General features: G+C 49.5%; 5 protein-coding genes, 1 pseudogene and 2 riboswitches. Of the genes and pseudogenes, 5 read left to right on the top strand and 1 reads right to left on the bottom strand.

From position 1 onward, the window contains the following. The 5 genes and pseudogenes from C170_RS29975 to C170_RS06445 form a co-directional block, all read left to right on the top strand. Window positions 1-717: pseudogene (locus C170_RS29975) on the top strand (collagen-like triple helix repeat-containing protein); the annotation flags it as partial. 134 nt (window positions 718-851) lie between these two features. Further along, window positions 852-976: riboswitch (glycine riboswitch) on the top strand. Window positions 977-980: 4 nt separating this feature from the next. Beyond that, window positions 981-1,116, top strand: a riboswitch (glycine riboswitch). A 139-nt stretch (window positions 1,117-1,255) separates the two neighbouring features. Then, entirely contained in the window at window positions 1,256-1,945 is a 690-nt protein-coding gene (gene sdaAB / locus C170_RS06460) for an L-serine ammonia-lyase, iron-sulfur-dependent subunit beta (protein ID WP_036607511.1), read from the top strand. Further along, entirely contained in the window at window positions 1,935-2,873 is a 939-nt protein-coding gene (gene sdaAA, locus C170_RS06455) for an L-serine ammonia-lyase, iron-sulfur-dependent, subunit alpha (protein ID WP_036607509.1), read from the top strand. The genes sdaAB and sdaAA overlap by 11 nt, the downstream gene beginning before the upstream one ends. Before the next feature lie 188 nt (window positions 2,874-3,061). Beyond that, complete coding sequence (locus C170_RS06450; RefSeq protein WP_051447043.1) at window positions 3,062-4,276, top strand: YhgE/Pip domain-containing protein; 1,215 nt, start codon at window positions 3,062-3,064, stop codon at window positions 4,274-4,276. 54 nt (window positions 4,277-4,330) lie between these two features. Continuing rightward, entirely contained in the window at window positions 4,331-4,843 is a 513-nt protein-coding gene (locus tag C170_RS06445) for a helix-turn-helix transcriptional regulator (RefSeq protein ID WP_051447042.1), read from the top strand. Window positions 4,844-4,986: 143 nt separating this feature from the next. Here C170_RS06445 and C170_RS06440 read toward each other — a convergent pair whose 3' ends face one another. Then, entirely contained in the window at window positions 4,987-6,741 is a 1,755-nt protein-coding gene (locus C170_RS06440) for an alpha-glycosidase (RefSeq protein WP_036607505.1), read from the bottom strand.

Here is a 6,741-nt window from a genome sequence, read left to right as displayed (position 1 = left end):
GGAGTAACGGGAGCAACGGGAGCGACCGGAGCCACAGGGGTTACAGGTGCAACAGGCGTAACCGGAACAACCGGGACGGCTGGTGTAACGGGAGCAACGGGAGCGACCGGAGTCACTGGGGCTACAGGTGCGACAGGCGTAACCGGAACAACCGGGACAGCCGGAGTAACGGGAGCAACGGGAACGACCGGAGTCACTGGGGCTACAGGTGCGACAGGTGCGACGGGAACAACCGGGACGGCTGGTGTAACGGGAGCAACGGGAGCGACCGGAGTCACTGGGGCTACAGGAGCTACTGGATCGACAGCAGCTTCTGCCCCTGCGGATTCTTCCTTGTTTGCTGATAGCCAGACCACGGCGTTGGGTCTTTCATTAGTAGCTGAAACGACGATTCAGACACTTAATGTACCTGTAGTAGCAGGTCAACGCGTGAAAATCGATAATAGTACACAAGTAGCAATAGTTGTAGGGTCTAACTGGAGTATTGCGTATAACATTAATCTGAGACGTAACGGAGTGTTAATTAATCAATTGCAGCTCTCACGAACCGGTAATGCTTCGGGAACGTTGAGGTTTCTTTCCTCCAACACTTACGTGGATACATCCCCGACTACAACGACTAATGCATACACGATAAGTATCCAATTTACGACAACTAGCAACGTCACGAGTGCCTCAGCGGAAGTGAGAAATGTGAATGCTATTCGTTTCAGTTAAAATAGACATCGAACTTATGATAATTACACGTTACTTTTGTTGACATATATGATATTGTACATTACTCTATGGGTATACTTGATAAAAAATTTAGAAATATACCAATTCGAATCGAATTAAGATAATACAGCGGATGATAACGAGCGGGAGAGACCTGAGTTAGCCGAGCAATATGGCTAGTGTTCAGGCACCGAAGGAGCAAGCTGCTGCGCACCCGGCGCAGTGGTTAATCTCTCAGGTAAATGTACCATCGTTGGACGCAACTCTGGAGAGTGCGCGAATTGCGCCACCCAAGGGGTATATGATCAGTCAGACCGGTGAACTTGTCTGTAATCGCAGGCAATGCACCTTGTCGTGAGACACTGCTGATCGTGAAACTCTCAGGTATCGAGGACAGAGAGAGGGCCTGGGGCCTTCTTCTGTCCTTTTTTGATGTCATCATATCCAAAATAAGGGACATTGTGGATGGAACTCCGGGATCGAAATGACGAATACATTTTACAAATATGAATCATGATTAATAATGGAGGGTTACAAGGTGCGATTTAAAGATGTTTTCTCAATTATTGGTCCGTCGATGACGGGGCCTTCAAGTTCACATACAGCTGGTGCGGCAAGGTTAGGAAGAATTGCTCGTCAGTGGCTAGGATGTACGCCAGATCGTGCCCGGCTGACCCTGTACGGTTCATTTGCAGATACGTATCAGGGGCACGGAACAGATCTGGCACTGATCGGCGGTCTGCTGGATTATGTCACAGACGATCCGCGTATCCCGGATGCAGAGCAATACGCAGAGGAAGCGGGCATGGAGGTTGAGTTTTATACAAGTGGCCTGCCTGCTCCTCATCCAAATACGGTCAAAATTGAGTTGTGGCATGGAGAACGTGCCTGCTCCTTAATCGGTGCATCCATTGGTGGTGGAAGCGTATCCGTGCATTCGATGAATGATTTTCGTGTTCAGATTAGTGGTGAGTTTCCAACACTCGTTCTGCGACATGCGGACAAAGCAGGGGTGCTTGCATCGGTAACGTCCACGATCAGTTCATCCGGGGTTAACATCGGGTATATGCAGGTGGACCGGAAAGCCCGTGATGGCGAAGCACTTACCGCGATGGAAATGGATGGTGTGCCTAATCCTGATATGCTCAAGCGTCTAAAAGAGCTGGACCATGTGCTGGACATTCGTGTTATCGATTTGAAGAGAGGAGTTGATTCGGATGCGGTTTAAACATTTGCACGAGCTGAATACGATCTGTACAGCAGAATCCAAAACCATTGCTCAGCTGATGATCGAGGAGCAGGTTCAGGAGACCAATACACCGGAAGCGGATGTTGTGAAGCAGATGTCTGAATATTATCAGGTGATGAAGGAAGCGGTACGAAAAGGGCTAACGGAAGATACGACATCACGCAGTGGATTAACAGGTGGAGACGGCAAAAAAATGGCTGAGTACATTCGCAAGGGCGAGACTTGCTCGGGAGATGCTTCCGCACTTGCCATGGCGTATGCCCTGTGTGTATCTGAAGTGAATGCCTCCATGGGTCGGATCGTGGCAACACCAACAGCTGGTTCCTGCGGCATCATCCCCGGTGTTTTTATTAGCTCACAGGAGCGATTTGGCTGGACGGACGAACATTTGGTGAACGGGTTGTTCTGTGCGGGAGCGATTGGTTATGTTATCGCGAACAATTCATTTATCTCCGGAGCCGAGGGTGGCTGTCAGGCGGAAGTGGGTTCCGCTATCGGCATGGCTGCGGGTGCCATGGTTGAACTGCGTGGAGGTACACCGGAACAGGTCGTTCATGCCGTTGGTTTGGCGTTAAAAAATACACTGGGCCTTATCTGCGATCCGGTCGCAGGCCTTGTTGAAATCCCGTGCATCGTCCGTAATGGACTGGGTGCAGTTACGGCGCTGGCTGCGGCTGACATGGCCCTGGCCGGAGTGCGTAGTGCCATTCCGTCAGACGAAGTCATCGATGTCATGCTGGAAGTAGGCAGTGCGATGCCGAGCCGTCACCGGGAGACAGCCCAAGGTGGACTGGCCCAGACACCTACCGGCCGCAAAATGATGCAGAAGTTGGCTAAACCAAAGGCAAAGCGTGCCGAGCCTGAGGCTGAGTCCCCTGCTGAAAATGACGTAGAAACTAAGGCATAAATCGGATTGATATGAAAAGCCGGTACAAATCTTCCTGGTGAAGAGATGTATCGGCTTTTTTTGTCTTTTTCCAACGAAGAAAAACAAAAAAACATTGACGATCTATATATCGATTAGATATATTAACAACTGTCATATATCAATAAGATATATAAAAGAGCGAAACAAAACTAAAGGAGATGGATAGAATGAAAGGTATTTTCCAGACGAGTCTACTGTTTTTGAAAAACGGAGCCACCATTGTAGGTTTAATTACGGCTGTGCTGTTTCAGGTTTTTTTTAACATCATCTGGCTTAGCGGATACGACCAGGTTAACGAAAGAATGACTCAATTGGCTGTCACCATCGTGAATGAAGATGGGGTAGCGGCTGAACCAGTGGCTAAGTCTTTGGCGGCAGGTCTGAATTTCGAGATCAAACCATCTGAATCGATGCAAGAAGCACGACAGATGTTAACGGATCGGAATGTGTACATGATTATTGAGATTCCATCAGGTTTCATGCAACAGGCAGAAGACTTGTCAAAACTGATGACAGTGAAGTATGTGATGAACGAATCAAACGTGGCTACCGTGAAAAGTGTGATGCAGAACGTAGCCGCACAAGTTACAGCGACGTTGAACCGTGAAGTACAAGAGAATGGCATTCGCGGAGTGCTGAATCAGTCCGGTATGACTGCTGATCAGTCCGATGCGCTGGCGCTTGGGTTGTCTTCACGCGTGGAGGCAGAAGTGGAGCGACTGAATCCTGTTGATAATTTTTCTTTTTCCATGGTACCGATGTTGATTGTAACGGCTACGTTTACTGGAGCGATGTTGCTTGGCATGAATCTGCAGAAAGTATCTGGTGAACTGAGTAACAGGGCAGGGAAATGGGAGCGTTTCTGGGCGCGCAACATCGTTAATGTTGGTGCTGCATTTATTGTCTCGCTCGTTGGGTCGGGGATGATGCACGTTATGGGGGTATCGTCAGCAGATGGTTGGTTCATGTTATGGCTTTTCCAGTTGCTGGTCACCATATCTTTTATACTCATGGCTCAGTTGAGCTTGTTGTTGCTTGGCAATGCTGGGGCTTGGTTAAACAGTGCGCTGTTGCCTCTGCTGATGTTGTCCTCGGGCTCAACGATTCCACGCGATGTAATGTCTGAGTTCTACCAAGGGATCGGTCATTATCTGCCGGCGACCTATGCGGTAGAAGGCATGACGAACCTTGTGCTTGGGGGCAACGGGATTGGCAGGGATGTATTGTTCCTTGCAGTAATAGGGGGAGCAACGTTGACTCTGGGTGCCCTTAGCATCTGGATCAGACGCTCCGGCCCGGTACGTTCTGAAGCTCATAAGGAGGACCAGACTGCTGCTGTGCCTGTTGCTCTGAAAGCAACCGTTTCGTCATCTGAACATTGAACAAGGGGTACTGATTGTGATACGTTAAGGGGAATGGAAAGGAGCGGTACACCGATGAACACGCAGCATGTCATCCTCGGAATACTGCACAATCAGCCAAGTTCCGGATACGAGATCAAGCAGTACTTTGAACAATATTTTTCATTTTTCTTTGATGCCAGCTTTGGCACCATATATCCTACACTTGCGAAGATGGAAAAGTCAGGATTGCTGACTAAGGAATCGGTTAAGCAGGAAGGGAAACCTGATAAGAACGTGTATTCATTGACCCCTGAAGGAGCAGCGCAATTTCACGCCTATTTAATGAGTCCTTTGGAAGCTGAGGTATTTCGTTCTGATTTTCTGATGCGGTTGTATTTCGGAGAGTTGGCGGATGAAGATACCGTAACGGGTTGGATATCCAGCCAGTTGAAGCGAAAGGAAATGTTATACGCTGAACTTCAGCGCCAGATGGAAGAATTCGGCGAACGTATTTCGCCTGCACAGCGTCTGTGTCTGCAAGTGGGGCTTGTACAATATGAGGCCACCATCCAGTTGCTCAAGGAACAGCTGGTTCAGCCAGAGTAATCCATGGTCATAATGAATTACGTCAAAATCAAATAGGCACTCATCAGATCCGGAACAGGTCTGTGAGCGCCTATTTGGTTTTTTATATTCCGATGAAGTGGACCCATGTCCGGTCTTGTATAAAAGCAAATATAGCTTGGTGTTTATGTGAGACTAGTACTCAGTACAGCATATCCATACGCGGGCAGTTCAATGGCGAGTACGCCATCTTCCTTGGCGGTGCGATGGTTTCCGCCGAATAACTCGGTCCATTCCTCGTCACCGGCCTCAAGCTCGACAATAGCTGTCTCTTCTGATCGATTGAACAGAACCAGAATGCGTTCCTCCTCATTTTGTCGCTCAAATACCAGTTGGCTGCCATCGGGACGAGCCTGTAAGAAACGAACGGTGCCTTCTGCACGCAGGGCAGGATGCGCATGACGCAGGGAGATTAGTTTCTGATAAAAGTTAAACAGCTCTCGGTCTTGCTTCGCTTCATCCCATTCCATGCATTTACGGCAACCCGGATCATGTTCGCCGTCCATGCCAATCTCGTCTCCGTAATAGATGCACGGCGCGCCCATATAACTGAACTGGAATAACGCAGCCAGCTTCATCTTGCGCTGGTCGCCTTCACACAGCGTGAGCAGCCGCGGGGTATCGTGGCTGTCCAGCAAGTTAAACGCCACTTCGCTGGCCTGAAGCGGATAACGGGATAACTGTCGCCCGATGGAGTTTGCGAACTGTTCGGCGTGCATCGTATTTTTCACAAAGAAAGCATTCACGGCATCGGTAAACGGATAGTTCATGGACGCGTCGAACTGGTCGCCTTGCAGCCAGGAAGAAGACTCGTTCCATACTTCGCCCAGAATATAGGCATCCGGATTAGCCGCTTTGACTACACGGCGGAAATCACGCCAGAATGCATCATCCACTTCGTCTGCCACATCCAGCCGCCATCCGTCCGCGCCCACTTCCTTAATCCAGTACTCGGCAACCTCCAGCAGATAAGCCTTAACCTCGGAATTCTCCGTATTCAGCTTTGGCATATGCGCTTCGAATCCGAAGGTCTCATACGTTGGAATGCCGTCCTTCACGTCCAGCGGGTATTCGTGTACATGGAACCAGTCCTTGTATTTGGATTGTTCTCCGTTCTTCTGCACATCTACAAACGGCGCAAATGTCTTCCCGGAATGGTTGAACACAGCATCCAGAAGTACGCGAATTCCACGTGCGTGGCACAGCTCCACCAGTCGTTTCACGGTATCTGCGTCACCAAAGTGCCGGTCTACCCGCAGGTAGTCTTCTGTATCATATTTATGATTGGTAGTGGCTTCAAAGATGGGTGTGAAGTAGATCGCATTAATGCCAAGATCGCTGATGTAATCCAGATGGTCGATCACGCCCTGAAGGTCACCGCCGAAGAAATTGAAAGGTGTCGGCTCACCACCCCACGGCTCTACCTTTTCCGGACTAATATCCGGGTTGCCGTTGGCGAATCGTTCAGGGAAAATCTGATAAAACACCGCGTCCTTAACCCATGCAGGGGGTGTGAATACAGCTCCGGCATGAATATAAGGGAACTGGAACATACGGCCCGGGTCGTCTGGTTCTTTTTCCTGGAAGTCCGTCTCGGTCATCCAGATCTGTTCGTCTCCGTTTTTGAGCAGAAAAGAGTACTTCAGTCGGTGGTAGGGAGGTTTCACCTCACCCTCGTAATAATCGAACATGGAGTCAGAGGTAAACTTGGTTAAGGGAACCAGCGCTTTGGTTGCATCCCACGCATATTTATCCCCGGTCAGGGCATGTACCTCGGTCAGATCATTCTTTTTGGCACGCAGGCGCAGATGGATTGTATCTTGGTCATAGGCATAGGCCCAGTTTCGTTTCGGTTGATGATAGATGGCTTCCAGCAGCAT

The sequence above is a fragment of the Paenibacillus sp. FSL H7-689 genome (assembly GCF_000517905.1).
Taxonomy (GTDB): Bacteria; Bacillota; Bacilli; order Paenibacillales; family Paenibacillaceae; genus Paenibacillus; species Paenibacillus amylolyticus.
This window is presented reverse-complemented; position numbering and strand designations above follow the sequence as displayed.

What these genes read in the sequence shown, in the direction of transcription:
- sdaAA (WP_036607509.1), top strand. Translation starts at nt 1,935, where the DNA reads ATGCGGTTTAAACATTTGCACGAGCTGAATACGATCTGTACAGCAGAA.
- C170_RS06450 (WP_051447043.1), top strand. Translation starts at nt 3,062, where the DNA reads ATGAAAGGTATTTTCCAGACGAGTCTACTGTTTTTGAAAAACGGAGCC.
- C170_RS06445 (WP_051447042.1), top strand. Translation starts at nt 4,331, where the DNA reads ATGAACACGCAGCATGTCATCCTCGGAATACTGCACAATCAGCCAAGT.
- C170_RS06440 (WP_036607505.1), bottom strand. Translation starts at nt 6,741, where the DNA reads ATGCTGCTGGAAGCCATCTATCATCAACCGAAACGAAACTGGGCCTAT.